This is a genomic window from Enterococcus sp. AZ048 (genome assembly GCF_051715125.1).
Lineage (GTDB): Bacteria > Bacillota > Bacilli > Lactobacillales > Enterococcaceae > Enterococcus_A > Enterococcus_A gilvus.
In genome coordinates, this window is sequence record NZ_JBIOTD010000001.1 from 1421037 (window position 1) to 1447996 (window position 26960).

Below are 26960 nucleotides of genomic sequence, written 5' to 3' on the forward strand. Positions count from 1 at the left end.
GGCGAGACTATGAAAACATTAATTAAAAATGGAAAAATCGTAACGAAAGACAATCAAATGATGGCATGCGATCTTTGGTTAGAGAATGGTATGATCTCGGGTATCGGAAAAGACTTTTCAGAAATCACGTTTGATCAAGAGTACGATGCAAACAATCAATTAATTACACCAGGCTTAGTTGATGTACATGTTCATTTACGAGAACCTGGCTTTACGTATAAGGAGACAATCAAGGATGGTTCAAAATCAGCTGCTCGAGGTGGATACACAACAGTCTGTGCGATGCCTAATTTGAATCCTGTCCCAGATACGGTAGAAAAATTCAATGAAGTACTCGCGATTATTGAAAAAGATGCGGTGGTTAAAGTCCTTCAATATGCGCCGATTACCGAGGAGCTTCGCAGTGAGAAGCTGACGGATCAAAAGGGGCTGAAGGCTGCTGGCGCTTTTGCCTTTACTAATGACGGTGTGGGGGTTCAGACAGCGGGTACAATGTACTTAGCTATGAAAGAAGCCGCAGCCAACAACATGGCGCTAGTTGCACACACTGAAGACGAATCTTTGTTGTTCGGTGGTGTGATGCACAAAGGAGATATCAGTGAAAAATTAGATCTACCAGGAATACTAAGCGCCACCGAATCTTCTCAAATTGCCAGAGATTTGATTTTGGCGGAAGAAACCGGTGTGCATTATCATGTCTGCCATGTGTCAACAAAAGAAAGTGTCCGAGTAATTCGCGATGCCAAAAAAGCAGGCGTTCATGTAACAGCGGAAGTTTCTCCTCACCACTTGATCTTAATCGATGAGAATATCCCTGAGGACCACGGGTATTGGAAGATGAACCCACCATTGCGAGGTGTAGACGATCGTGAAGCTCTGATTGAAGGCTTACTTGACGGAACAATCGATTGTATCGCCACAGATCACGCACCACACGGATTTGAAGAGAAAAATCAAAGCTTCTTGAAAGCACCATTCGGGATTGTCGGCAGCGAGACAGCCTTCCAATTAATCTACACACGCTTTGTTGAAACAGGACGCTTTACATTGGAACAAGTGATCAATTGGATGGCAGTCAAACCGGCTGAAATATTTGGAATGACTGCGGGTACACTAAACATCGGACAACCAGCAGATATCGCGATATTTGATCTAAGTCATGAAGAAGAAATCGATGACAAAAAATTTGCATCACTAGGAGTGAACACCCCTTTCACTGGCTGGCCGGTCAAGGGTGCAACACTGATGACCTTCGTGGATGGTCAGTTGGTATACAACAAGGAGGACTAAAACGTTGAAAAGACTTTTAATTTTAGAAGATGGCACAGTATTCGAAGGTGAAGGATTTGGCGCGGAAGCCAATGTCGTAGGCGAAGTCGTTTTCACTACTAGTATGACAGGGTATCAGGAAACAATCACCGATCAAAGTTTCAACGGACAAATCATTACGTTTACCTACCCTATGGTAGGAAATTATGGTGTAAACCGTGATGATTATGAATCAATCGCACCAACCTGCAAAGGCGTGATTGTAAAGGAACATGCGCGACTAGCCAGTAATTGGCGGAAACAAATGACGCTAGACGAATTTTTGAAACGTAAAGGAATTCCTGGCATTGCAGGTATCGATACACGAGCGTTAACAAAGAAATTGCGCAATGTTGGAACAATGAAAGGCAGTATCGTTGACCCAGCCGATCAATTGGAACACTCCTTTGATCAACTAAAAGCAACAGTCTTACCAACGAATCAAGTTGCACAGGTTTCAACAGTCACACCTTATCCAAGTCCTGGTGTCGGCCGCAACGTTGTGGTCATTGATTTTGGATTGAAGCATAGTATCTTGAGAGAATTGTCACGCCGAGAATGCAATTTAACAGTAATGCCCTATAACACGGATGCACAGACGATCTTGGATCTTTGCCCAGACGGTGTCATGCTGACGAACGGACCAGGAGACCCTAAAGACGTCCCTGAAGCAATAGAGATGATCAAACAAATTCAAGGAAAAGTGCCTATTTTCGGAATTTGCCTCGGACATCAGCTATTCTCATTAGCAAACGGTGCGGATACGTATAAGATGAAGTTCGGTCATCGCGGATTAAATCATCCTGTAAGAGAAATCGCGACTGGACGAATCGACTTCACTTCTCAAAATCACGGATTTGCAGTAGATGAAAAAACGATCGACCCTGAAAAATTAATGGTTACCCATGTGGAAGTCAATGATGGGACGATCGAGGGTGTTCGTCACCGCAACTATCCAGCCTTTAGCGTTCAATACCATCCAGACGCTGCGCCCGGTCCACACGACGGTGTACATTTATTTGATGAATTTATGGAAATGATGGATGCATGGAAGGAGCAAGCATAAATGCCAAAACGTACAGATATTAATAAGATCATGGTGATTGGTTCTGGACCAATCGTGATCGGACAAGCCGCGGAATTTGATTACGCCGGTACACAAGCTTGCTTAGCACTAAAAGAAGAAGGCTATGAAGTTGTCTTGGTCAACTCGAATCCAGCAACGATCATGACGGATAAGGAAATCGCGGATAGCGTTTATATTGAACCAATTACTTTAGAATTTGTCTCCCGCATTTTACGTAAAGAACTGCCTGATGCGATTCTGCCAACACTTGGCGGACAAACAGGCTTAAATATGGCAATGGAGCTCGCCGACTCAGGCATCTTAGATGAGTTGAAGATTGAACTGCTAGGAACAAAATTGTCAGCAATCGACCAAGCTGAAGACCGTGACTTATTTAAGCAATTAATGGAAGAGCTGAACCAGCCAATCCCTGAATCAGAGATTGTCAACACTGTCGAAGAGGCGGTCGCTTTTGCCAACACGATCGGTTATCCTATCATCGTCCGTCCAGCCTTTACATTGGGCGGAACTGGCGGCGGTATGTGTGACAATGAGGATGAGCTTCGGACAGTTGCAGAAAATGGCCTTAAGCTTTCTCCAGCAACTCAATGTTTAATAGAAAAATCGATCGCCGGCTTTAAGGAAATCGAATACGAAGTAATGAGAGATTCGTCTGATAACGCAATCGTAGTATGTAACATGGAGAATTTCGACCCGGTTGGTATTCATACAGGTGATTCCATCGTATTTGCCCCCAGTCAAACGTTGTCTGACTATGAATATCAGATGTTGCGAGACGCATCATTATCAATTATCCGAGCTTTAAAAATCGAAGGCGGATGCAACGTTCAACTAGCACTCGATCCTCACAGTTTTAATTATTATGTAATCGAAGTGAATCCCCGCGTGTCTCGATCATCAGCCTTAGCAAGTAAAGCTACAGGTTATCCAATCGCGAAGCTCGCTGCAAAAATCGCAGTAGGATTAACACTGGATGAAATGAAAAATCCAGTTACCGAAACGACATACGCGGAATTTGAACCTGCCTTAGACTATGTGGTAGCCAAAATCCCCCGCTGGCCTTTCGACAAATTTGAAAGCGGCGAACGAGTGCTTGGCACACAGATGAAAGCAACCGGCGAAGTGATGGCGATTGGTCGTAACATCGAAGAATCTCTACTGAAAGCTGTCCGTTCGCTTGAAATTGGAACGTACCATGCAGAATTACCTGAGTTAAGCGAAGTGACAGACGATGAGCTGACAGAAAAAATGGTCAAAGCTCAGGATGATCGTCTGTTTTATCTAACAGAAGCAATTCGACGTGGCTACTCAATCGAAGAAATCAATGAGCTGACAAAAGTAGACTTGTTTTTCTTAGATAAATTACTTCATGTGGTGGAATTAGAAAACGCCCTCTCACAGAATAAAAAAGATGTCGACCTACTAAAAAAAGCCAAACAAAATGGCTTTGCGGATATAAAAATCGCCCAACTTTGGGATATGACCGCAAGTGACGTTCGGAAATTTCGAACTGCAGAAAAAATCCTTCCTGTATATAAAATGGTTGATACTTGCGCAGCGGAGTTTGAATCTCAGACACCTTATTTCTACAGCACATATGAGTTTGAAAATGAAAGTGTCCGCTCAGAAAAGGAATCTGTTTTAGTTCTTGGTTCGGGGCCCATCCGTATCGGACAGGGAGTAGAATTTGACTATGCAACGGTTCACTCGGTAAAAGCAATCCAAGCGGCGGGCTACGAAGCAATCATCATGAATAGTAACCCAGAAACAGTATCCACAGATTTCTCTGTTTCAGATAAGCTCTACTTTGAGCCATTGACTCTGGAAGATGTGATGAACGTAGTGGATTTAGAGCAGCCGATCGGTGTTATCGTGCAATTTGGCGGACAAACTGCAATCAACTTAGCAGAGCCTTTAGTTAAAAATGGTGTGAAAATTCTAGGAACAACGATCGAGGATCTAGACCGAGCGGAAGATCGTGATCAATTTGAACAAGTCTTACAAAGTTTATCGATCCCACAACCACCAGGGGATACAGCGACAAGTGCTGAAGAAGCGGTGATAATTGCTGAAAAAATTGGTTATCCGGTATTGGTCCGTCCAAGTTATGTCCTAGGCGGTCGGGCGATGGAAATTGTTGAAAATCAATCGGATTTGGAAGATTACATGGCACATGCAGTAAAGGCTTCTCCTGAACATCCGGTTTTAGTCGATCGTTATTTGATTGGTAAAGAGTGCGAAGTTGACGCGATCTGTGACGGTGAAACAGTTTTGATCCCAGGAATTATGGAACATATCGAACGAGCTGGAGTCCATTCGGGAGATTCGATGGCTGTTTATCCGCCACAAACCTTCTCTAAAGAGCTAAAAGCGACAATCGAGGAATATACACGACGCTTGGCATTAGGTATGAACTGTATTGGAATGATGAATATTCAATTCGTTATTCACAACGATGAGGTCTTCGTCATCGAAGTAAACCCTCGGGCTAGCCGTACGGTACCGTTCTTGAGTAAAATCACGAATATCCCAATGGCTCAAATTGCAACAAAAGCTATTTTAGGACAGAGTTTGAAGGAATTAGGATACGAAGATGGACTGTATCCTGAAAGCAACATGGTCCATGTGAAAGCACCCGTTTTCAGCTTCACGAAGTTGCAAAAGGTTGATACTTACTTAGGACCTGAAATGAAGTCAACAGGAGAAGTGATGGGGTCTGATCGCAGTCTAGCCAAAGCACTCTACAAAGCTTTCGCAGCATCAGGTCTGCACTTGCCAGATTTTGGGGCTGTCCTGTTCACTGTCGCAGACGAGAACAAAGTTGAAGCCTTAGAATTAGCAAAACGGTTCAAGGAAGTTGGTTATAGCTTGATTGCAACAGCCGGAACAGCAAAATTCCTAGCTGAGAATGGGCTGAACGCTAAGACGATCGCTAAAATATCAGAATCAGACGAACACAATGTGATTGATTTAATTCGCACCGGGGAAGCACAGGTAGTCATCAATACGATGGACAAGAATCGACAAAATGCATCAGAGGACGGCTTTATCATTCGTCGGGAGGCTGTGGAGCACGGAGTTCCATTGTTCACCTCCCTAGATACAGCAGATGCTATTTTACGAGTGATGGAATCACGCGCATTTTCAATCCAAGAAATTTAATTCTTGCAGAGTGGGGCATGGCTTCACTCTGCCGATTTATAGGGAGGCCATTATGAAGCAGGAAATGATGACGATCGTTCGTCAACAAGAATTAGCACCGAGAATCTATGAGCTGGTTTTAGCAGGAGAATTAGTCAAAGAGATGGCGATGCCTGGTCAGTTCTTGCATATTCGTGTGCCGAGAAGTGATTTACTATTGCGTCGACCTATTAGTATCAATCAGTATGATTCAGAAAAAGGAACATGCACAATCATTTATCGTGTTGAAGGTGACGGTACAAAATATTTTTCTGAAATGGCTGTTGGTATGAAGCTAGATGTTATGGGTCCGCTTGGGCATGGCTTTGAAATCAATGATCTAAATGCTGGAGATACCGCGTTTGTTGTCGGAGGAGGAATCGGCGTTCCGCCATTGTACCAGCTCTCGAAGGAGTTGACGGCAAAAGGGGTTCGAGTCATTCATTTTCTCGGTTTCGGAACACAAGAAGTGGTTTATTTTGCTGAAGAGTTCCAAGAATTAGGGGAAACACGTTTTTCTACGGACGATGGCACATTCGGTATTCAGGGGAATGTAGGAAATCTACTGTTGTCAGAAGAAGAGCAGCCAGATGCGGTCTTTGCTTGTGGAAATAACGGCTTATTGAAAACAGTCGAACAACTTTACTCCAAAGTGGAGAATGTTCAGCTTTCATTAGAATCTCGAATGGCATGCGGAATGGGAGCCTGTTACGCCTGTGTCTGTCATGTTCCTGAGGATGAAAATAAAAGTGTTAAAGTATGTGAAGACGGGCCCGTTTTCAAAGCAGGGGAGGTCATTTTTTAATGAGTATTGCAGTAAAATTACCTGGATTAGACTTGAAAAATCCTATTATGCCAGCAAGTGGCTGTTTCGGCTTCGGCAAAGAGTACGCGGACTACTACGACTTAAACCAGCTAGGAGCCATCATGATTAAAGCGACCACACCTAAACAACGCTTTGGAAATGCAACGCCTCGTGTGGCTGAAACAACCAGCGGGATGTTGAATGCGATTGGATTACAAAATCCGGGTATGGAAGTCGTGTTGAAAGATATTTTACCCGATTTAGAAAAATATGCAGAACTTCCTATCATTGCAAATGTAGCCGGGGCTTGCGAGGAAGACTATGTGGAAGTATGCGCTAAAATAGGTGATGCGCCGAATGTTAAAGCAATCGAATTGAATATTTCTTGTCCAAACGTTAAGCATGGCGGGATCGCTTTTGGAACTGATCCAGAAGTCGCCTATCGTTTGACGAAGGCAGTCAAAGAAGTCGCTAGTGTGCCTATTTACGTCAAATTAAGTCCAAACGTTACGGATATCGTGCCAATTGCCAAGGCAATCGAAAAGGGTGGAGCAGATGGCTTTACCATGATCAACACCTTATTAGGTATGCGGATTGACTTGAAGACGCGTCAACCTATCTTAGCAAATCGTACTGGCGGACTATCTGGTCCAGCAATCAAACCGGTTGCGATTCGATTAATCAATCAGGTAGCTGCAATCAGTGAACTGCCGATCATCGGAATGGGCGGGGTTCAAACCGTAGACGATGTGCTGGAAATGTATATGGCTGGAGCTAGTGCTGTTGCAGTTGGAACAGCGAACTTCACCGATCCCTATATTTGCCCAAAATTGATTAAAGAGCTGCCAATTCGGATGGCAGAGCTAGGCATCGACTCATTGGAACAGTTACGGCAAGAAGTTCGAGGAGGTTTCTAATGGAGAAAAGACCAATTATCGCTTTTGATTTTGCTTCAAAACACGACATTGATGCTTTTTTAACGCATTTTCCAAAGGATGAAAAACTATTTGCGAAGATCGGTATGGAACTTTTTTATCAAGAAGGGCCAACGATCGTTCACGACTTACGTTCACAAGGGCATGATATATTTCTTGATCTAAAATTGCATGACATTCCAAATACGGTCCAAAAAGCGATGCGTGGTATTGCTAAAATGGGGGTCAAAATTACAAATGTTCATGCAGCTGGAGGCGTAGAAATGATGCGCGCGGCGAAACAAGGGTTGTCAGAGGGAACAAAAGAAAATCAAGCAGTACCTGAGCTGATTGCGGTGACGCAGTTAACCTCTACTAGTGAAGAACAAATGCATGAAGATCAATTGATCAGCGTTAGTCTGCAAGAGAGCGTTCTTCATTACGCGGAATGTGCAGAAAAAGCAGGATTGGATGGGGTCGTGTGCTCAGCGCATGAAGTGGAAAAAATCCATGGGAAAACCAATCAACAGTTTATCTGCCTAACACCAGGAATTCGGCCACAGGGCACTAGCGTAGGGGACCAAAAGCGCGTAATGACTCCTGCAAAAGCGCGTGAAATTGGTTCAAATTATATCGTAGTTGGAAGACCTATCACTCAAGCAGAGGACCCTTACCAGAGCTATTTACAAATCAAACAAGAATGGAACGGTGAAGCATAAATGATCGCAGAACAAATCGCTAAAGATTTATTATCAATTGAAGCAGTTTCCTTGAGTCCTGATGAACCATTTACGTGGGCTAGCGGCTTGAAGTCACCGATTTACTGTGACAATCGAGTAACCATGAGCTATCCAGAAGTTCGTCGCGCAATTGCAGAAGGGCTAGCTACGAGAATTAAAGAAGAATTCCCAAATGTACAGGTTATTGCTGGAACAGCAACAGCAGGAATTCCCCATGCAGCTTGGGTTGCAGAAATTCTTGATCTGCCAATGGTTTACATCCGCAGCAAAGCCAAAGATCACGGCCGCGGCAATCAAATCGAAGGTCGGATTACAGAAGGGCAGAAAATGGTTGTGATCGAGGATTTAATTTCAACTGGCGGAAGCGTATTGGAAGCAGCCGAAGCGGCAACGCGTGAAGGAGCAGACGTTTTAGGCGTCGCAGCAATCTTTACTTACGAGTTGGCTAAAGGAAAAAATAATTTTGAGGCAGCAGCGATGCCATTAATAACTTTAACAAATTATTCTACCTTGATTGAAGCTGCGTTGAAAGAAGACTATATCAATCATGAGCAACTTGAATTATTAAAAAAATGGCGCAAAGATCCTGAAAACTGGCTGAATAATTAAAAATCATTCGAATAAATAAACCCTTGTTTGTTAGAAATATTCTAATAGTCAAGGGTTTATTTTTTAGTGAAAAAAATTTGTCTTTAAAGAAGTATATTAGAAGCCGAAAAGGATTTTTAATGGTATATTATTTTCAGAAGTTTTTTTGAAAAGAGGCTATAAAATGTATGAGAATTTTTTAAGTAATACCCGTTTGAGAAGATTCACAGTTTTAGCATTAGTTATCTTTGTTTTATTTTTAATTAAAGATTTTATGACTCCTATATTGCTGACATTTATTTTTACATTGATTTCTGTCAAAATCGTCAAGTTCACTCAAAGATATATTAAACTACCAACCTTCTTACTGGCGACGGTTCTATATATCGTAGAACTTTGGCTTTTGTATTTATTGATCTCCAGATATTCGACGATACTGATTAATCAGGTCGTATCGACATATAACTCGATCGTTCATTTTTATCAGCACAAAGATTTCGATTCGGATCTAGTGACTAATTTTATTTCTAACTATTTTAAAAATCATAATTGGCAAGACAAAGTCGAGAGTGGTGCGGGGATTATTTTAGAACAACTACAAAATGTAGGACGATTGGCAGTCGCCTTTGTCGTTTCCTTTATTTTGAGTTTTTTCTTTATGGTAGAAAAGGAAAAGACCGTATTGTTTTCAAAGAATTTTCTAAGCAGCAGCTATGCGTGGTTTTTCCAAGATTTATTTTATTTTGGGAAAGTATTTGTGAATACGTTTGGTGTCGTGCTAGAGGTACAACTACTAATAGCTATCGTTAATACGGTTATTACTACCATAGGACTGGGGTTCATTGGTTTCACTCAATTGCCAACCCTAGCAATTATGATTTTCTTTTTAAGTCTGATTCCTGTTGCAGGAGTGATTTTTTCTTGTATCCCGTTAACTCTGATTGCTTATTCAACAGGCGGTATTCAGACAGTTATCTATGTTTTAATTCTGATTGTGATCGTTCACTGCGTCGAGGCATACATCCTAAATCCGAAATTCATGTCGAGTCGGACGAAGCTGCCGATCTTCTATACGTTCGTGATTTTGCTAGTCAGTGAAAAGTTTCTTGGCGTGTGGGGGTTAATCGTAGGTATCCCGATCTTCAATTTCTTTTTAGAAATCTTAGGTGTAAAAATAGCTACCAAAAAAACAAAAAAAACGGAACAGCCGGATTAGGCTGTTCCGTTTTTTCGTAATTGTTCTACAACTTCTTCTTCAGGGGTTACGAATAAAGTTTTTTGGTTTTCATAAATGACGAATCCCGGTTTAGCACCGTTTGGTTTATGGACATGCTTGACTGCTACATAGTCTACGGGTACCTGTGCGGACTGTCGAAATTTTGAGAAGTAGGCGGCTAATTCAGCGGCCTCCAACAAGGTTTCTTCACTTGGATCTTCATTTTTTATGATGACATGGGAGCCAGGAATATTCTTTGCATGAAGCCAGATATCTGTTTTACGTGCTTGCTTCAATGTCAGTTGATCATTTTGCAGGTTGTTTTTTCCAACCAAAATCTCTGTACCATCACTCGCAACAAAGCGTTCAGGTTTTGAAGGGGACTGTTTGCGATTTTTTTTGCTGCGTTTTTGCTTTAAATATCCGCTGGCAATAAGTTCTTCTTTGATTACTTCGATGTCCATCGGACCAGCAATTTCTAATTGTGCTAACACAGATTCAAGGTAGGCAATTTCTTCTTTCGCTTCTGCAATTTGGTCATAGATCAATTTTACTGCATTTTTTAATTTTTGGTATTTTTGGAAATATTTCTGCGCATTTTGATTAGGCGTTAATGCTGGATTCAGTTTAATAGTGATTGGGCGATTCTCTTCATAATAGTTTTCTAACTCAACGCGTTCTGCTCCACGAGGAACTTGTGCCATAAAAGTCGTTAACAATTCGCCATCGCGACGAAAATCTTCCGCACTCTCAGAATCTCGGAGCGTTTTTTCGCGCTTTGCCAATTTGGTTTGATTCCGCTTAATTTCATTCTCGACTTTACGAATCAATTCATTGCCCAATTGTTTCACTCGGTCTTTTTCCGCTTTTTCTCCATAATACGTATCTAATAATTGACTCAAACTTTCATAAGTCATCGTCTCTTCAAACGTATCAAAGACAAGAGGCGCAAAGAACTCCTTGTTATTTTTAATACCAATAGTTGGAGTTAATTGTTCTTGGATCATTTGCCAAAAGTCGTTCCAAACGCCCATTTTTTCATTTTGCCGTTCTAAGAAGCGAAAAGCTAATTCTTCCGCAGTATCGCGTCCTAATCCTTGGAAATTTTGCTGCAAATAACGTCCATCTAATGTTTCAGCAGTAGATAAAATGTTAAATACTTGTTCTTTAGATACATGGAAAGGATTCAGTTGTTCTTGCTTTGGAGGTTCGACATATTCGCTGCCTGGCAAGATAGAACGGTAGGTGTTCTGCGAATGACCAATATGTTTAATAGCATCCAGTATTTTTCCAGTTTGCTTATTAAGCAGGACAATCGTGGAGTGACGGCCCATCAGCTCAACAATCAAAACAATATTTTGCAAATCGCCTAACTCGTCTCGCTTAGTAAAGGTAAAATGAACGACACGATCATTTTCTACTTGATGGATATCTTCTAAGATAGCACCTTCCAAATGCTTCCGCAGCATCATCACAAAATTCGGCGGATTGTCAGGATTATTATAAGCAATTTCTGTTAATTGAATACGTGCATAACTAGGATGCGCCGAAAGAAGCAAGCGTCGGTTCTTTCCCTGCGCTCGAATAACTAACACAACTTCATTTTCATACGGTTGATGGATTTTTGATATTCTTCCGGTAACGAGTTGTTCTTTTAATTCCCGTACCATGGCATGGGTAAAAACTCCGTCAAAGGACATGTTTTATCCCTCATTTCTATTCATAATATGTTCATTATAAACAAAAAAACTCCAATGACCAAACTAAGTCACTGAAGTAAGAGAAATTGAATTAAACGCTTAAGGATTCTTGGTAAATGTGTAATTCATCAAGCAACTGCAACAGTAGCTGCTCGGCTTCGTTTGGCAGACGGTCGTATCCTCCTTGATACGTTTTGCGGGACTGTACAAATGCCAATCGCGTTTCAAGTCGAGTTATCAAATGGAGCAGGTAGTGATGGCTGTTAAAATCCGGTTCATGTTTCTTCACAGGTAAGTAGGTAATTTTTTTCAACGGTCCAAACGATTTAAATTTTGCCGTACCGTCAACGATTTGTTCGATACTCCCCAACGTTTCATCTGGTGTGACCTTTCGTCCTTTGAATTCTCCAGTGTTCAATATATAGCAGGCAGTTTTTTGCTTTTGGAATAAATCTTTAAAATCTTGATAGTCTTCTTGTAATGGGTAGCATCTGAATGGGTTAGCAAACGGTTCTATAACTAATTGATCCTTTACTTCACCGACCACATTTTCTGCCGTTGAACGTTTTGTTGCTAACGTTGCACCGAATACAGCGGCTAATGACGGATCTTCGATTTTGATCAATGGGGGAAGACTATCATCCTTCATAATCCAAAAGAGTCCGTCAACTTTTTCTTCAATATGATCCACTCGGTTCGGTGTTGCGTAACGACTCTTGATACTTCGACCATTCCCGTTGCGGATATCTTCTGTGACTAATACTTTCTTATTCTCATCATCTAGTGTGACACCAACATTTTGCGCAGTCACAATATATTTTATCTGTTCGCTTGTCATAGGATAATCTTGTGTTTTATCAAAATAAGCTGGTTCTAAAGCAGTAGTAGAGCCTTTTTTCTTTGATATAACAAAAGCATCATCGTGCAGCACATGAACATCACCTTTGTTTTTTGGCTTCGCCAAGGTGATCGTCGATTTTCCAGACCCTGATAACCCGAAAGCGGCCATCGTATATTTTTTTTCTTCTAATAAATATTGCTTCATTCCACCATGACAGGCAATAAATCCATTCCGATGAGCAGTAGCCCAGGCCAAAGTGAGCGTAGCTTTTTTCAGCTCACCAAAATAACGCAATCCCAAAATGCCGGCACAATTATGCAAAGGATCAATAACAACAACACCGTCAGGAAAGTCTGGGTGTTTCCAATCAGGATCAGCGAAAATAAAGATGTCTCCTGTATGGATACTGTCTGATTGTTGGTAAAAAAGATGTTTTGCATCGCCGATTTGAAAATTTAACAGATAGGAGTAAAGATTAGGGCTATATTCTTCAGGCAGCATAAGATGCGATTTGATAGTGAACTCTTCATCAAGGCCAACGATAACTTCCCCTGAATAAAATGTTTTCCTTCGCGCATTAAAAACAGCTTCCCTTAATAGCTCGCTGTAAAAAGCACTATCAATACCTTCTTGTCCAATGATACGACGAGCGGCAGCAGTCCGTCCGACGATGTTTCCATCATTTGTTACCAATACCTTTGCATCCGTGGGCAATTGAAGTCGACTCGTATAAGCGACATCCAGATCTGTCGTGATTGTTCCTGGACTAGCTTTGGCTAAAGCGTAAGCATCAGTAAGGTGACGTATTCGTGAGACATTGTTTCCATAAAATGCTGTCTCAATGACACTACGAATGCTGGAAAACAACCGATTCGATTTTGTTATCTCTTGACGTGGAAAATGTTCAATACTGCTCATCAAAAAACCTCCTTAAATAAGTTCTCATCATTATAATAGCATTAAAACAAAACACGAACAATCAATTACAGAACATGATTTGGTTCACGTAACACTGTAAAAAATCAATTAAATATCTTGATGGTAGCGATTTTAAGATATAAATAATATAATGATAAGAAGGAGGCGTGATTATGGACCAATATTTAACGATTGTGAAAAATAAAATACTTATATTTTGGCGAAGGTTCATAACTATCGCTTCTGAAAATGAGCGGCGCACCTTGATTATTGCTGCGAGTTTAGTAGTTTTTGTTTTTCTTTTTTCAGCCTCGGCTGTCATGGCTCAACGAACCATACGTCAAGATCAATTAGATGAGTTAGTCTTTGACTCTTTAAAATCAGACCATTTGATACCATTGAATTATCAAATGGTCGATCAAAAAATAAAAGATACAAAAGCAATCTCGATCATGTTTAGTCAACCAAACGGGACATCCTTTAAAAATGTTATGACCGTTTTAGACGACCCCAACCAAAGGACGATGTTAAATCGTAAATTTTATTATTATCCGATTGTTTACGACAGTGAAACAATTGCTGATAAATATAATCTTGATCCACGCCAAGTAACGTTCATCTTTTTTCACAATGGCAAGGAAAAGAACCGCTTTGTTGTGGAAAGCCTGAAAGACCTAAACAATGAATTTATCCCTGAACTTAATAGATTGCCGATGTGGAATCTCAAAAGGTAAAATGAGATTTCGAATAAAATAAATGAGTTTTTTTTAATAAAAAGAGTTGACAGTCGAATTTTTATTCGATAAACTAACGTCAACACTAAAAACAAGTTCTTAAAAATGTAGAAGGAGTGACATTCATGAAACAAGTAAACTTATCTAATCAATTGAATAGCTGGCAAAACTGGCGTAGATAAGTTGTATTTATGAATTCACTCATAGATACAACGTTTAGACAACTTCTAAATTTTGTATCTATGCTGGATATTTTTCATGCTTATTCCCGCATAGAGACCATCTATGCGGTTTTTGTTTTCTTTTGACAACTACCGTGAACATTTGGGTAGTTGTCTTTTTTTTGCAATTTATGTCTTTTTTCGTTTATTCCTAAGGAAAAGTTCACCTATCTTTAGTAAATGAATTTCCAACATACTAATACCACTAAAAACAAAAATCGGAGGAATCAATCATGAAAAATAAGGGAATTATTGGATCAATTATCGCTTTAGCTGTTGTTTTAATCGGAGTTTTTGCTTATCAAATGGGTTCGCGTCAAACCGGTGCGGCAACTGAGCAAAAAGAAGAAGTAAAGACTGTAGGAATCTTGCAGACCATCAGTCATCCATCTTTAGATCAAATTAAGGATGGTGTCGTAGAAGGATTAAAGCAAGAAGGCTATGAAGACGGAAAAAACATCAAGATTGAATTTCTTAATGGCCAAGGAGATCAAAGTAAATTTAATAGTATGAGCCAACAATTATTAGAAAAAAAATCAGACGTCCTTGTTGGTGTGGCAACACCGGCAGCAAAAGCATTAGCTAACGCAACTTCAGATGTTCCTGTGATCATGGGAGCAATCAGCGACCCTGTCAGTGCTGGCTTAGTAAAGGACTTAAAAAAGCCGGGAGGCAATGTCACTGGCGTAAACAATTTAACACCGGTCGATCAACAATTAGACATGGCTGAAGAAATGTTCCCAGATGCAAAAACAATGGGAATTGTGTATTCGTCTTCGGAAGAAAATTCAAAATCGCAAGTCGCGCGTGCTGAAAAAAGAGCCACTAAAGATGGTCTAACAGTGAAAACCTATGCGATTACTTCGAGCAATGATATTTCCGCGGTAACACAACAAGCTTGCCGAGAATCTGATTTCTTATATATCCCGCAAGACAATACGATCGCCAGTGCGTTTCAAACATTGATCAGCGAATCAGATAAAACAAAAACACCCGTTTTCGTTTCAGTAGATAATATGGCTAAAGAAGGTGGGATTGCCACTGTGGGTCAAAATCAATTTGACTTAGGCGTAGAAACAGGAAAAATGGCCGCAGATGTTTTAAGTGGGAAATCCAAACCAGCAGATACACCTGTTAACGTCGTCGACTATGGAGATATGATTATTAATGAGGATAAAGCGAAAGAATTAGGAATTACCATTCCAGATAAAATCAAAGAAAAAGCAGAAGTAATTAAAGGGGAGTAGACAGATGATCATTTCAGCAATAGGACAAGGCTTTTTATGGGGGATATTAGGGTTAGGAATCTTCATGACCTACCGAATTTTAAATTTTCCAGATATGACAACAGAGGGATCATTTCCCTTAGGAGGAGCCGTCTGTGTGACAGCTATTACTAACGGCGTGTCTCCTGTATTCGCAACAATGTTAGGGATCATCGCGGGCATGTGCGCTGGATTTATCACGGGCATGCTTTATACAAAAGGAAAAATCCCAGTAATCCTAGCTGGAATTCTCGTTATGTCAGGCCTGAACTCGGTGATGCTGTTTATCATGCAAACACCGAATCTTTCATTACTAAAACAACCAAAGATCCAAGATTTCTTTACAAATCTTAACTTGCCGAATCATTTTGATATTGTCCTGTTAGGCTTGATTGCTATCTTAATTATTATTGGTTTGCTGTTGTTTTTCTTTTTTACTGATTTTGGACAAGCGTACATTGCTACTGGTGATAATGAAAACATGGCACGTTCTATCGGAATCAATACAGACCGCATGAAAGTCATTGGTTTGACGCTATCAAATGGTGTTATTGCTCTGTCTGGTGCGTTGATTGCACAAAATGACGGCTATGCAGATATCGGAAAAGGTGTCGGTGTTATCGTCATTGGTCTGGCATCAATCATTATTGGAGAAGTCCTATACGGGGAAGTAACCTTTGTTGAACGGTTGGTGGCAATCGTTTTAGGCAGCATTATTTATCAATTATTGATTTTGATTATTATCAAAGCTGGGTTGGATACGACGTATTTGAAGATTTTCTCTTCGATCATTTTAGCATTGTGCTTGATGATTCCTCGTTTAAAGGAAACGTTGAACTTGAAGACTGGATTGGAGAAGGGAGAGTAAGTGTATGAATGCTTTAGAAGTAAAAAAAGCTAGTAAAACCATTAAAAACGGGATCAACGATAAGCGTAGAATCTTAAATCATGTTGACTTAACGATTGCTCCTGGTGAATTTGTCACGGTACTTGGAGGAAATGGTGCTGGTAAAAGTACACTTTTCAATAGTATTTCTGGCAGTCTTCAGTTAGATAGCGGCACCGTGTCTGTAATGGGGAAAAATTTGACTAAGCTTTCTGAAGAACAGCGGGCGACATCAATTTCCCGAGTTTTCCAAGATCCAAAAATGGGCACGGCTCCACGACTGACTGTTGCAGAAAACTTAGGGTTGGCAGAAAAACGTGGACAGAAGCGGCGTCTGCGTCAACGTCAGCTCCACCAAAAGAAAGAAATGTATCAAGAGCTTTGCCGATTAGTTGGTAATGGCTTGGAAAATCATTTAGATACACCAACAGGATTTCTTTCTGGCGGGCAGCGGCAGGCGTTGAGTCTATTAATGGCAACAATTACTAAGCCAGATTTACTATTACTGGATGAACATACAGCTGCACTTGATCCAAAAACAGCCAAACAGCTAATGCTGCTCACAGACCAGCGAATCAAAGAAGAGCATCTCACATGTCTCATGGTCACTCACAAAATGGAGGATGCTTTGCATTATGGTGACCGAGTCATTGTGATGTCAAAGGGAGAGATCATTAAGGATATCAGCGGCGACGAGAAGAAACATATGACGTTGGCCGATCTATTCCTACTTTTCGAAGAGGGTGAGACAGTAGCTGAAGTAATGTAAATAAATTTTTTTTACAGAAAAATAAAATAGTGGGTTGACTTATCAGAAAAACAAATCTATACTTAGTTCAATCTTAAATCAGTTTGGAGCGGTTTTTATGAACACAATGAAGAGTACGCACACACAACTGAATAACTATTACTTTAGCTATTTTAGATAGGTTTGTATTCATGGTTCATGGATGCAAACGACACCAGTTTGTATCTATGATGGCTAAGGATTTTAAGTTCGACTTAACGCCACATAGATGAAAATCTATAGTGGCTTTTTCTTTTGATATTTTTTGGAGGAGACTAGGCGCATTGTAGATTTTCTACAGTGGGCCTTTTTTCGACTTCTATTTTCATTAAAAGTCGAATATTTCAAAAGGCAGTTGTTAGTCCAACTTATTGCAGTTTATCCCTATTCTCTATTAGAGATAGCTGCAGGTTTTACCTGGTAACAAAAAATGAAGATGAAGAAGGAGAGTGAGGAAAGATGAAAAATGGAATTTCAGGAAGAACGCGTTTATCTGGTTTGTATGCTTTGCCTGCCAGGCACAGCTTTTCACCATTGATGCATACTACAGCGTTCCAAGCAACGGGGGTTGATGCCGTCTATTTAAGTTTTGATGTTCAACCAGAAAGACTGGAACAAAGTATTCAAGCGATTCGAGATCTTGAAATGTTAGGAATCAATTTATCGATGCCTCACAAAATGGAAGCCACCAAGTATGTCGATGAGTTAAGTCAAGCCGCGCGTTTGATTGGCGCAATCAACACTATCGTAAATCAAAATGGAAAGTTGGTTGGACATATTACAGATGGGATCGGCTGTATGGAAAGCTTAAAACAGAATGGGATTGGGATCATCGACAAAAGAATGACGATTCTGGGAGCCGGTGGCGCAGCAACTGCAATTATTACACAAGCAGCAATTGATGGCGTAAAAATCATTGACGTATTTAATAGAAAAGATGCGTTTTATGAAAAAATAGAACCCAAGTTAGCAATGATCGCAAAAGAAACCCATTGTCAGATCCACCTGCATGACTTGGCAGATGAAAAACAACTAAGTAGCTCTTTAGCGGTCAGTCACTTATTGGTTAATGCGACAACAATTGGAATGGCTCCTGAAACAGAGCAGTCGCCACTACCTAAAGCATCGCTATTAAGACACGACTTACCTGTCTTCGATGTGATCTATCACCCAAGTGAGACTAAATTATTAAAAGATGCAAAAGAAGCTGGAGCAAAAGCAATCAATGGCTTAGACATGCTGCTATATCAGGGTGCCGCAGCTTTCAAATTATGGACAGGTAAAGAAATGCCTGTTGAAAAAATCCAACCGTTATTGGAAGAAACAATCAAAAAATAAAAAGTGAAGGAAGTTATTACGATGATTTTAATTATAAAAAAAGGAATTCAAGAGTCAGAATTGTCACCCATTTTATCCCGCATTAAAGAAGAGGGGCTAGGCGTACAAATCAATCATGGGAAAGATCGTCTAGTTTTAGGATTGTTAGGAGATCCTAAAATCATTCAAAATGTCCCTTTCCAAGCATACAGTGTTGTTGAACGGGCAGTTGCTATTTCAAATACCTACAAGCTAACATCAAGAGAATTCCACCCACAAGATACTGTTGTGGATGTCGACGGAGTAAAGATTGGTGACGGTAGTTTTGTAACAATGGCTGGTCCTTGTTCTGTTGAAGGAGAAAAACAGATCATGGAAACCGCTCGGATGGCAAAAGCTGGTGGCGCAAAAATCCTACGCGGCGGGGCATACAAACCCCGCACTTCCCCATACGCGTTCCAAGGATTGGGAGAAGAAGGGTTAAAAATCATGCGCAAAGCAGCAGATGCTCATGGGTTAAAAGTAATTACTGAAGTAATGGATGAAGCCCATATTGATGTCGTTTCTCAATACGCAGATATCATTCAAATTGGCGCAAGGAATATGCAAAATTTCCGTTTACTAGAGGCTGTTGGGAAAACAGGATTACCAATCGGGTTAAAACGCGGCATTTCAGGAACGATCCAAGAATGGTTGAATGCGGCAGAATACATCGCCGTGCAGGACAATTCGAATATCATTTTCATCGAACGAGGGATTCGTACTTACGAGACCGCCACACGAAACACATTTGACTTAAGCGCTGTTCCATTGATCAAGAAATTGAGTCATTTCCCAATCATTGTTGATCCAAGTCACGGAACGGGTGTATGGGATCTAGTTGCGCCAATGGCTCGTGCGGGGGTTGCTGCTGGAGCTGATGGTATGATCGTTGAGATTCATCCTGATCCCTTGCATGCATGGTCTGATGGCGAACAATCATTAAATGAGAAAAACTACTTAACGATGATGAGTGAAGTGGAGATTATGGTCGAAGCGATGAAAAAAATCAATGAGGGAACTAAAGAACCTTCACTTATCTAAATCGGGAGGAATTTTCATGGAAATTGTTTTGGCAGATAAAACTTATGAGATCGTTGTGAAGCGAAATGCACTAGATTCCGTTGGAGAGTGGATCGCTTCACTTTGGAAAAATAAAAAAATCGCGATTATCAGTGATGAAAATGTCTTCCCGCTATACGGAGAAAAGATCCAGCAACAATTAACCGCGTATGAGGTTTGTCATTACAACGTGCCAGCAGGAGAAAGCAGCAAATCGTTGGAAATGGCAACTGTCCTTTATGAATTTTTAGCGGATCATCAGTTTACTCGCAGTGATGCGATTATTGCTTTAGGAGGTGGCGTTGTCGGTGATTTAGCTGGCTTCGTCGCATCAACCTATATGCGGGGAATTGCATTTGTGCAAATTCCCACCTCTTTGTTGGCACAAGTCGATTCGAGCATTGGTGGTAAGACGGCGGTCAATTCAAGCAGAGCTAAAAATATGATCGGAACATTTGCTCAACCGGATGGTGTCTTGATTGATCCAGAAACATTATCTACTCTACCAGACGCTCGCGTACGTGAAGGGGTCGCAGAAATCATCAAATGCGGTGCGATAAGTGATGCTTCACTATGGGAAGACCTTGAGAAACTAACAGGAATCCAAGATCTCTTAACACATAGTGAAAGCATCATCACAAAAGCACTAAATGTAAAAAAAGCAGTCGTTGAAGAAGACGAGTTTGATAATGGTTCGCGATTATTATTAAATTTCGGACACACGATTGGACACGCGATCGAAAATACTGCCGGCTATGGAAAAATCAGCCACGGTGAGGCAGTAGCGATAGGAATGGCACAGATATCACAAGTAGCTGAAAATAAAGGCTTATCACCCGTAGGTCTTACTGAAAAAATCAAAAACATGAATCAAAAATACCAGTTACCTATCGCATACCAACCTTGGGAAACTGAAAAATTTTATGCTGCGATTACTCATGATAAGAAAGCACGAGGCAGTCATTTGAATATTGTTTTACTTGAAGAAATCGGAAAAGCCTACATTCAGAACATTGAGTTATCAGAAATCAAAGACTTTTTATTAGAAGGGAAGTAGTTTATGCGTTACTTAACAGCTGGAGAATCTCACGGACCAGAATTAACCACGATCATCGAAGGGGTTCCCGCAGGACTAATAGTCTCTGTTGACAAAATCAACGAAGAATTAGCGCGCAGACAAGGCGGATACGGTCGAGGAGGACGGATGAAGATTGAAAAAGATCAAGTACGTATTACTTCCGGTGTGCGTCATGGCAAAACGTTAGGCTCGCCAATCACTATGATCGTAGAGAATCGTGATTGGAAAAATTGGCAAAAAGTAATGTCTGTGGAGGCAGTAGAAGAAAAAGCTGAAAAATTACGCAGAGTGTCAAAACCACGGCCAGGCCATGCTGATTTAGTTGGCGGGATGAAATACCACCATAGCGATTTGAGAAATGTCTTAGAGCGTTCATCCGCTCGCGAAACAACCATGCGCGTTGCAGTGGGCGCACTGTCTAAACAAATTTTAGCAGCTGTAGATATTGATATTGCAAGTCATGTTGTAATACTTGGAGGCTTGGAAGCTTCGGTGCCTGAGAATTTAAGTGTTAATGAAATTAAAGAGAAAACGTCTGTTTCGGAAGTCAACATGGTTGATGGAATGATTGAAGAAGACGTGAAGAACTTGATTGATCAGACAAAAAAAGCAGGAGATACCATAGGCGGAGTCGTAGAGGTGCGGACAGACAATGTGCCAGCTGGGCTAGGCAGCTATGTCCAATGGGACCGCAAACTGGACGGGAAAATTGCTCAAATTATGATGAGCATCAATGCCTTTAAAGGGGTGGAATTCGGGATGGGCTTCCAAGCTGCTCGTCAGCCTGGATCAACCGTTATGGATGAAATCGTTTGGGATGAAGGATACAGTCGAACAAGCAATCATCTTGGAGGATTCGAAGGTGGGATGACTAACGGTGAACAGATTATCGTTCGTGGGGTCATGAAGCCGATCCCGACATTGTACAAGCCATTGATGAGTGTAGACATCGATACAAAGGAACCCTATAAAGCAAGCGTTGAGCGTTCTGACAGCACGGCCGTTCCAGCAGCTTCAGTTGTTGCAGAACATGTCGTTGCCACAGTTCTAGCTCAAGAAATTCTAGAAAAATTTTCATCTGATACAATGGATGAATTAAAACAAGCAGTGGCAGAATACCGTGAAGCAGTTAAAAATTTTTAAGGAAGAGGGGACGTATATGAGAAAAAAAGTGTTCGTCTTAGGACTAGGATTAATCGGCGCGTCCCTTTGCAAAGCAATCAAGAATCCGTCGATCGAGTTATACGGATGGGATTACTCAGAAGAAACTCGAGAGATTGCTTGCAAAGTTGGGTTGGTTGATCACATTGCTTCTATTAAAAGAGCATCTGAGATGGATATCATTATCTTGGCCGTCCCGATTTTATCTACCTTGCATTACTTACATGAATTAGCACGTTTGCCTTTAAAAAAATCTGTCATCGTTACAGATACTGGAAGTACAAAACATGAAGTAATGAAGCTAGCTAAAACGCTCCCTTTTACTTTTATTGGCGGGCATCCTATGGCTGGCTCGCATAAATCAGGTGTAAAAGCAGGCAATCCAAATCTTTTTGAAGAAGCTTACTACATTTTGACACCAGCAGAAGGAACAAATGTTGAACCATTGATGGAGATACTACAACCGACTCGAGCAAAATTTGTTGTGATCGAACCTGACTCTCATGATGAGATCGTTGGCGTATTGAGCCACTTGCCTCATATCGTGGCATCAGGTTTGGTGAGAATGAGTGATCAATTATCTGACAACCATCCTCGAGCAACACAGCTTGCTGCAGGCGGTTTTCGAGATATCACGCGAATTGCTTCCTCAGATCCACAAATGTGGACCGATATTTTACTGACCAATCGCTCTACCTTGTTGGACTTGCTGACTGGTTGGCAAGAGGAAATGTCTCAGATACAAAAAAGTTTAATAGAAGAAGACCAGCCAGCAATTTATGACTTCTTCAGCCAAGCGAAACAATCCCGAGATACGTTACCAACAAAAAATCAGGGTGTTATTCCAGCATTCTATGATCTTTATATCGATATTCCTGATATTGCTGGGGCAATTGCGAAGGTAATGACAATCATCAGCGAGGCGGATATCTCAATTATTAACTTGAAGATTCAAGAAACAAGGGAAGATATTTTTGGCGTTTTAGAATTATCCTTTAAAAATCAAAAAGACTTGGAAAAAGGGCAAAGATTAATTGAACAAGCAGATTTTCGTTGTCGCAGAAGGAGCTAAACAAATGAAACTACTGAAAACAAAAGCAGGCTTAAAGGGGACGCTAACTGTCCCCGCAGACAAATCGATCTCTCATCGCAGTATCATGTTTGGAGCGATTAGTCATGGGAAAACAACGATCCACAACTTTTTGAGGGCAGAGGATTGTATGAGTACTGTCGCCGTTTTCAAAGAACTGGGTGTTAAGATTAGAGAAATTGGACAAGATATTCATGTTGAGGGTGTCGGCTTTCAACAGCTAAAAGCACCGAATAAAAACTTAGATGCTGGAAATTCCGGCACAACGATGCGTTTAGTCTTAGGTATTTTAGCGGGTCAGCCTTTTCACTCACAAATATCTGGAGATGCTTCGCTGAATCGGCGCCCGATGGAACGTGTCATGGGGCCTCTTAGATCAATGGGAGGGGAGCTCCAAGGACAAAAAGGCAGTGAATTTCCACCTATTGATATACAAGGAAAAAAGCTATCATCGATTACCTATGAAATGCCGATTGCTAGTGCGCAGGTAAAATCCGCGATCCTTTTTGCAGCACTACAAGCAGCGGGAACAACAAAGATTATTGAGAAAGAAAAATCACGAAACCACACTGAAGAAATGATCAAACAATTTGGCGGCACTATTTCTGTTAATGATAAAACAATCACTGTACCCGGTGGACAACAGCTTACAGGACAAGAAGTAACTGTCCCAGGAGATATTTCATCAGCAGCTTTCTACCTTGTGGCAGCCAGTTTGATAGTCGGCAGTGACCTTCATTTAAAGCATGTTGGAGTCAATCCTACTCGTACAGGAATTTTAGATGTTTTAAAAGAAATGGGAGCAGATATCGTAGAAACAGCGATTGATCAAAAAAATCAAGCGGCAGACTTGGCAATTAAAGCAGCACCGCTAAAGGGTGTTGCAATCGGTGGCGAGATCATTCCTCGATTGATTGATGAATTGCCCATTATTGCTTTAGCAGCAACTCAAGCACAGGGAACGACTGTCATTCGCGATGCGCAAGAACTAAAAGTGAAAGAAACAAATCGTATTGATGCGACTGCCCAAGAGTTGAATAAATTAGGGGCTAATGTAGAGCCTACAGAGGATGGTTTGATTATTCATGGGCCAACCAAATTACATGGCGGTGTTGTAGATAGTCACGGAGATCATCGGATTGGAATGATGCTTCAAATCGCTGCGTTATTAACAGAAGAGACTGTTGAATTAACCAATCCAGAAGCAATCAATATTTCTTATCCAAACTTTTTCACTGATCTAGCGTCTTTAATTTAACCTTTTCTATGATTAGAAAAAATCGGGATTTTTACTTATTAATAAAAATTAAAAAATGAATGGAGAATGTCTAATGGAATCAATCGTCTTAATCGGCTTCATGGGAGCTGGAAAAACTACTATTAGTAAAGAACTTGCCGCTACGTTAAATGCCCGTGTGGTGGATATGGATGATGTGTTAGTTGAACGGATCGGTCAGCCAATCAGCGATTATTTTGATGAACATGGGGAAACATCTTTCCGACAACACGAAACCAATCTCTTAAAAGAAGCATTGAATGAAGAATCCATTATCGCTACAGGTGGAGGCGTCATTTTGCAAAAAGAAAATCAGCATGTGTTATCAGATAAGCTAGTCGTTTACTTAAAGGCAGATGCCAATGTATTAGTCCAACGTATTCGGGAAGACAAAGTAAATGTCCGCCCATTGGCGATCAAGAACGATGACGGTGACTTAAAACGCCTATTCTTCTCTAGAGAGAAATTATACGAGAAATTGGCGAAGATCACAGTAGATACTTCTCAGAAATTACCTGCGGAAATCGTCAATGAAATTATCCATCAGGTAGAGGTCGCTTCCTAATGAAAGTTGGCTATTTAGGACCGCGCGGCTCATTTACCTACAGTGCGGCTGTCAATTTTTTTAAGGAAGAGATATTGCTTCCTTACGAATCGTTGACTGCATTATTAGAAGCACAGCGAAAAGGGGCTTTGGATTATTGTGTGGTACCGATTGAAAATACGATTGAGGGGTCGGTGCTGCCAACATTAGATGTGATCTTTCAAACGTTGCCGACGATTCAAGCGGAAATAGTCTTACCGATTCAGCAGCAGCTGATGGTTCATCCTGCGCATAAAAATGCCTGGCGAGAAATAGAACTGATTTGCAGCCACCAGCAGGCATTGGCACAATCACAAGTTTTTATAATGAATCATTTTCCGACAGTTGATATCGAGCAAATTGGCTCCACTGCGCAAGGCGCTCAGAAGGTTGCAGAGAACCCTGATAAAAAATATGCAGCGATTGGGCCCAAAGCAGCAGCAGAGCAATTCGGATTAGTCGTTGTTCAAGAAAACGTGCAATCAATCAGTGAAAATGAAACGCGTTTTTGGGTACTTGGCGAAAACGCATTGTCTAGCATACTACCAAAGGGGCCTAATAAGGCGACGATACTTTTCGATTTAGCTTCAGACCATCCTGGGGCTTTGTATCAATGCCTAGAAATTTTTGCTGCTGAAGAAATCAATCTAACAAAAATCGAATCCCGTACACAAAAAACAAAATTGGGTGAATATTTTTTCATCATCGATTTTGTAACTCCGAAAGAACCAAAATTGACTAATGTACTGGGAAAACTAGCGAGGCAGCAGTTTAAAGTGACGCTGATTGGCGACTATCCGACGTACCTTCCGAAAGTTAGAAAATCTTAGTAGTTAAGGTTTTCTAATTTTTTTTGAGAAAAATAAGACAAAGCGTAGAGGATTTGCTATTTTTATACTAATAGTAATGAGATGAAGAGGTGCGTTATGAGCCGAATGGATAAATATAAAAAGATTCACGATGAAAGTCAAAAGGAAGAGAAAAAACCTTTGGGCTTTCGTCGTGAGGTTAAAAAGGACCACCCCGTCGAATCGAACCGGTCCAATCATCAAGAAACCTTCAATGAGGAACCCCAAAACTCCTCTTATACACCTGAGGAGGAGTTTTATTACGAAGATCGTTATCAAGAGCCTAAAAAGAAACGATTGAGTATTAAATTTCCGACGGTGAAAAATCCTTTCAAACGTAAACAAAAATATCCAACAGATTCCTATGAACAGCAGCCAAAGAAGAAGAAAAGAAAAAGCTGGCGTCGTATCATTGTCATTCTTTTGGTTGCTATTTTTGGTTATTCTGTCGTTGCTTTTGGCGTAGGAAATTTTGCCGCAACGCATGATTCTTCTATGCCGAAAATGGATACACAGGAATTTAATGGTGCGACTTCGGAAAATGGAAAGAAAAATATTTTGCTCTTAGGCAGTGACACACGTGATAACATCAGCGGGCGTTCTGACTCCATGATGGTTCTGCAATTGGGCGGTTGGGGAAAGCCTAAACTAGTCTCCTTCATGAGAGATATGTACGTGGACATTCCCGGAGTCGGTCAAAATAAATTAAATGCCGCTTATGCTTATGGCGGAGCCGATTTGGTCCGACAAACCTTAAAGCAAAATTTTGGAATTGACTGCCGCTATTATGCCATGGTTGATTTTCAGACTTTTGAAAAAGGGGTAGATGCGCTATTTCCTCGTGGTGTATCCATTGATGCCGAAAAAGATATGAGCTCCTATATTGATGCGCCAATTAGTAAAGGACCTCAACGAATGGACGGGCATACGCTACTAAATTATGCGCGTTTCCGTATGGACGAAGAAGGAGATTTTGGTCGTGTCCGCAGGCAACAGCAGGTTATGCAATCTGTCTTTGGTCAAGTGGCTAATCCGTTAGTTTTATTACGTGGACCATACGCTGCAGGGAAAATTTGGGGATATTTATCAACAGATATGTCAAATACGTTTGTGTTGGGAAATCTCTTTAATTTCGCGAAGGCTGTTGGCGGAATTGATCGGTTGACACTGCCCGTTGATGGCTCATGGTCTTACATCGATACGAGTAACGCTGGGAGTGCGTTAGCTGTCGATACTGCTGTAAATGCGCAAAAGGCTCAGGAGTTTTTAGGTAAGTAACACAATTCTAATTCCAATGAAACTGAGAGTATGCTATA

Annotated in this window: 23 protein-coding genes; 21 read left to right on the forward strand and 2 right to left on the reverse strand. The window is 41.0% G+C overall.

The genetic code is table 11. The features are described from left to right. Positions 1-9: 9 nt before the first annotated feature. The 8 genes from IGI66_RS07020 (at position 10) to IGI66_RS07055 (ending at position 9838) form a co-directional block, all read left to right on the forward strand. The gene (locus tag IGI66_RS07020; RefSeq protein ID WP_431380563.1) at positions 10-1290 is read left to right on the forward strand and encodes a dihydroorotase; all 1281 of its coding nucleotides are present in this window, start codon (positions 10-12) and stop codon (positions 1288-1290) included. A 4-nt stretch (positions 1291-1294) separates the two neighbouring features. Continuing rightward, positions 1295-2374: a carbamoyl phosphate synthase small subunit gene (locus tag IGI66_RS07025; protein ID WP_010780776.1), complete on the forward strand. Its 1080-nt coding sequence runs from the start codon at positions 1295-1297 to the stop codon at positions 2372-2374. Then, the gene (carB, locus tag IGI66_RS07030) at positions 2375-5557 is read left to right on the forward strand and encodes a carbamoyl-phosphate synthase large subunit (protein WP_438848218.1); all 3183 of its coding nucleotides are present in this window, start codon (positions 2375-2377) and stop codon (positions 5555-5557) included. 52 nt (positions 5558-5609) lie between these two features. Further along, a complete protein-coding gene (locus tag IGI66_RS07035) occupies positions 5610-6380 on the forward strand; it encodes a dihydroorotate dehydrogenase electron transfer subunit (RefSeq protein WP_314580932.1) in 771 nt (256 codons plus the stop codon). Continuing rightward, positions 6380-7297, forward strand: coding sequence for a dihydroorotate dehydrogenase (locus tag IGI66_RS07040; RefSeq protein WP_010780773.1), 918 nt, complete (start codon positions 6380-6382; stop codon positions 7295-7297). The genes IGI66_RS07035 and IGI66_RS07040 overlap by 1 nt, the downstream gene beginning before the upstream one ends. Next, on the forward strand, positions 7297-8013 hold the full coding sequence (gene pyrF / locus IGI66_RS07045; RefSeq protein ID WP_367377929.1) for an orotidine-5'-phosphate decarboxylase: 717 nt from the start codon (positions 7297-7299) through the stop codon (positions 8011-8013). Before IGI66_RS07040 ends, pyrF begins: the two co-directional genes overlap by 1 nt. Beyond that, positions 8014-8643 carry an orotate phosphoribosyltransferase gene (gene pyrE, locus IGI66_RS07050; protein WP_288227817.1) on the forward strand — a complete coding sequence of 210 codons (630 nt, stop codon included), beginning with the start codon at positions 8014-8016 and terminating at the stop codon, positions 8641-8643. Positions 8644-8806: 163 nt separating this feature from the next. Further along, complete coding sequence (locus IGI66_RS07055) at positions 8807-9838, forward strand: AI-2E family transporter (protein ID WP_438848220.1); 1032 nt, start codon at positions 8807-8809, stop codon at positions 9836-9838. Here IGI66_RS07055 and efbA read toward each other — a convergent pair. Together efbA and IGI66_RS07065 are read right to left on the reverse strand one after the other, a co-directional pair. Further along, entirely contained in the window at positions 9835-11538 is a 1704-nt protein-coding gene (efbA, locus tag IGI66_RS07060) for a fibronectin-binding protein EfbA (RefSeq protein ID WP_438848222.1), read from the reverse strand. The two genes, IGI66_RS07055 and efbA, sit on opposite strands and share 4 nt — an antisense overlap. Positions 11539-11629: 91 nt before the next feature. Further along, on the reverse strand, positions 11630-13297 hold the full coding sequence (locus IGI66_RS07065; RefSeq protein WP_010780768.1) for a phosphoenolpyruvate carboxykinase (ATP): 1668 nt from the start codon (positions 13295-13297) through the stop codon (positions 11630-11632). Positions 13298-13470: 173 nt separating this feature from the next. Between IGI66_RS07065 and IGI66_RS07070 the strand changes: the two genes are divergently transcribed. The 13 genes from IGI66_RS07070 (at position 13471) to IGI66_RS07130 (ending at position 26922) form a co-directional block, all read left to right on the forward strand. Next, complete coding sequence (locus IGI66_RS07070; RefSeq protein ID WP_438848224.1) at positions 13471-14031, forward strand: hypothetical protein; 561 nt, start codon at positions 13471-13473, stop codon at positions 14029-14031. Between the two features lie 454 nt (positions 14032-14485). Then, positions 14486-15499, forward strand: coding sequence for a tryptophan ABC transporter substrate-binding protein (gene trpX, locus IGI66_RS07075; protein WP_010780766.1), 1014 nt, complete (start codon positions 14486-14488; stop codon positions 15497-15499). Positions 15500-15503: 4 nt separating this feature from the next. After that, positions 15504-16385, forward strand: coding sequence for an ABC transporter permease (locus IGI66_RS07080; RefSeq protein WP_086303802.1), 882 nt, complete (start codon positions 15504-15506; stop codon positions 16383-16385). A gap of 4 nt (positions 16386-16389) precedes the next feature. After that, a complete protein-coding gene (locus tag IGI66_RS07085) occupies positions 16390-17172 on the forward strand; it encodes an ABC transporter ATP-binding protein (protein WP_114524425.1) in 783 nt (260 codons plus the stop codon). A gap of 477 nt (positions 17173-17649) precedes the next feature. After that, positions 17650-18528 (forward strand): shikimate dehydrogenase, encoded by an 879-nt coding sequence (aroE, locus tag IGI66_RS07090; RefSeq protein WP_438848227.1) that lies wholly within the window; start codon positions 17650-17652, stop codon positions 18526-18528. A 21-nt stretch (positions 18529-18549) separates the two neighbouring features. Next, on the forward strand, positions 18550-19590 hold the full coding sequence (gene aroF, locus IGI66_RS07095) for a 3-deoxy-7-phosphoheptulonate synthase (protein ID WP_438848229.1): 1041 nt from the start codon (positions 18550-18552) through the stop codon (positions 19588-19590). Positions 19591-19606: 16 nt separating this feature from the next. Next, the gene (gene aroB, locus IGI66_RS07100) at positions 19607-20665 is read left to right on the forward strand and encodes a 3-dehydroquinate synthase (RefSeq protein ID WP_314580903.1); all 1059 of its coding nucleotides are present in this window, start codon (positions 19607-19609) and stop codon (positions 20663-20665) included. A gap of 3 nt (positions 20666-20668) precedes the next feature. Continuing rightward, positions 20669-21829: a chorismate synthase gene (aroC, locus tag IGI66_RS07105; protein WP_438848231.1), complete on the forward strand. Its 1161-nt coding sequence runs from the start codon at positions 20669-20671 to the stop codon at positions 21827-21829. A 16-nt stretch (positions 21830-21845) separates the two neighbouring features. Further along, entirely contained in the window at positions 21846-22919 is a 1074-nt protein-coding gene (locus IGI66_RS07110; protein ID WP_438848233.1) for a prephenate dehydrogenase, read from the forward strand. A gap of 4 nt (positions 22920-22923) precedes the next feature. Next, on the forward strand, positions 22924-24195 hold the full coding sequence (aroA, locus tag IGI66_RS07115; RefSeq protein WP_438848235.1) for a 3-phosphoshikimate 1-carboxyvinyltransferase: 1272 nt from the start codon (positions 22924-22926) through the stop codon (positions 24193-24195). A 73-nt stretch (positions 24196-24268) separates the two neighbouring features. Further along, complete coding sequence (locus IGI66_RS07120) at positions 24269-24778, forward strand: shikimate kinase (protein ID WP_010780757.1); 510 nt, start codon at positions 24269-24271, stop codon at positions 24776-24778. Further along, the gene (gene pheA, locus IGI66_RS07125; RefSeq protein ID WP_438848237.1) at positions 24778-25626 is read left to right on the forward strand and encodes a prephenate dehydratase; all 849 of its coding nucleotides are present in this window, start codon (positions 24778-24780) and stop codon (positions 25624-25626) included. The genes IGI66_RS07120 and pheA overlap by 1 nt, the downstream gene beginning before the upstream one ends. A gap of 96 nt (positions 25627-25722) precedes the next feature. Further along, on the forward strand, positions 25723-26922 hold the full coding sequence (locus tag IGI66_RS07130; protein ID WP_438848239.1) for an LCP family protein: 1200 nt from the start codon (positions 25723-25725) through the stop codon (positions 26920-26922). Positions 26923-26960 lie beyond the last annotated feature (38 nt).